This window comes from Allobosea sp. Tri-44, assembly GCF_004123845.1.
In the GTDB taxonomy this organism is placed as follows: domain Bacteria; phylum Pseudomonadota; class Alphaproteobacteria; order Rhizobiales; family Beijerinckiaceae; genus Allobosea.
Genome location: NZ_NBDP01000058.1, coordinates 1 through 1,804, shown reverse-complemented (window position 1 = coordinate 1,804; position 1,804 = coordinate 1). Strand labels below are relative to the sequence as shown.

At 59.0% G+C, this 1,804-nt stretch carries 1 protein-coding gene; it reads right to left on the bottom strand.

Annotation, left to right across the window (positions count from 1 at the left end):
- Positions 1-210: 210 nt before the first annotated feature.
- The coding region (locus tag B6S44_RS27420; RefSeq protein ID WP_206735262.1) for a mechanosensitive ion channel family protein at positions 211-1,804 on the bottom strand (1,594 nt) is incomplete at its 5' end.

The following is a 1,804-nucleotide window of genomic DNA, read 5'->3' as shown; positions in this document are numbered from 1 at the left end:
GGCGGCTAGTGGAACGAGCAGCCAAAGCGCGAAGGCAAAGATGAAGATGAAAATGCCGAGCTTGAATCGCCATCCGGCGGCGGCCGACACTTCGGTATCGAGTTGTGGCGTCGTCATGTTTGTCCCCTATTGCATTAATAGACATCGAAATCCCCAAGGATGTGAGGAAAATCTCAGATCATTTGTGCTTTAGCAGTCGCGCCCAAGGCATCATGTGCCCGATGCTTCCGCGAGCGCCGTTTCGGCCCGCGACCGTGACTTAGCGGTGCTAGCCGCCGCGGCTGCCGCTGGATCGGATCCCGACGCCAAGGTCTGCACGGCGACCATTGAATCGGCGAACTCGATGCCGACCTCGGCGAATTTTGTAACCATGTTCTTGACTGCGACCCGCTGCACATAACTCGGCTGATTTGGGCGCACGGTAAATTTGAAGCGGACCAGCATCGCGTTATCGAGGATGTCAGCGACGCCCTGCATGCGGAGCGGCGCGAGGAAGTCATCCTTGAATTCTGGATCCTGCTGCATCTCGTCGCCGATCTTTTTCACCGTCTTGCGCAGCTTTTCGAGATCCGTGTCGCGCTTGAAGCGCAGGTTGAATTTTACCGTCGCCCAGTCGCGGCTGAAGTTGGTGATCTGACCGAGTTGGCCAAACGGGATGGTATGGACCTGGCCGTTCTGATGGCGCAGCCGGATCGATCGAAGAGTAAAGCCCTCCACAGAACCCTTAGCCTTTCCGCAATCGATGTATTCTCCGATCCGAAAGGCGTCATCGCTCAGATAGAAGACGCCGGAGACGATGTCTCGCACGAGCGCCTGGCTACCGAATGAAATCGCCAGCCCGAACACCGATGCACCAGCCAGCAGTGGCCCAATGTTCACGCCCAGTTCCGACAGCACGATCAACAAGGCGAGCACGCTGATGGTCACGGCCAGGACAACGCGCAGCAGTGGGAGCAGGGTCGCAAGACGTGATCCACCGCCAACAGCTTCGTCGTGCCCCGCGGCACTGCCGATTGCCGCCGGGGCATTCCGGCGGGTGAAAAAGTTGACGAGCTCCCATGCGACGAAGGCGAGGAAGAGGGTTAGCGCAGTGGCAAAGGACGAGCGGGTTAGTGCCTTCCAGCCTTGAGCATCGACCAGCGCAAACACATCGACGATCCAGCTCTGCGCAACAACCGCGATGCCGCCAATTAGGATCGCGACGCGCACGCAACGGACGACTACGTCGGAGAAGCGAGGCGGCGCCGGCGCCAGGGGCGAGGCGACGTTATTATCTGTCGTGATCGGTACGGCAACGGATGGTCGGGTAAGGTAGCGGCTGAGGGTCTGCAACAGGACGAGCGCGATCATCGCATTCAGCGTAAGGAGCACAGCGTTGGGCACGGTGTAACGCACCATGATTGCGCCGAAAATCTGTGTGAGCCCCATCGCTGCGAAGAGCGGCACCGCAAGGTACAGCCAATGACTACCGATACGTTGGCCAAAGCTCCCTTCTCTCGACAGATCGGTGAACCAGCTCGTCATGGGAACGCGCAGCGCAAATGCTGCGCAGATGGCAAGAGAGACGGTCGTGGTTGAAACGACGATCTGAGCAGCCGCAACGACTTCCGAAGGTGCACTAGTCGCAATCAGCAAACGGATCACAATCCGCAAGGAGACTGTGAGCAGGACTATCAGCGATATTGCCCCGTAGACAGCGCTCGAGCCGCCATCGTCCATGCTTGCTAGGCGCGCACAGGGGAGCCTCGGAGCGAGCACTGCGCGAATAGCCAGCCAGCTAAATCCACAGACAAACAAGAGACGC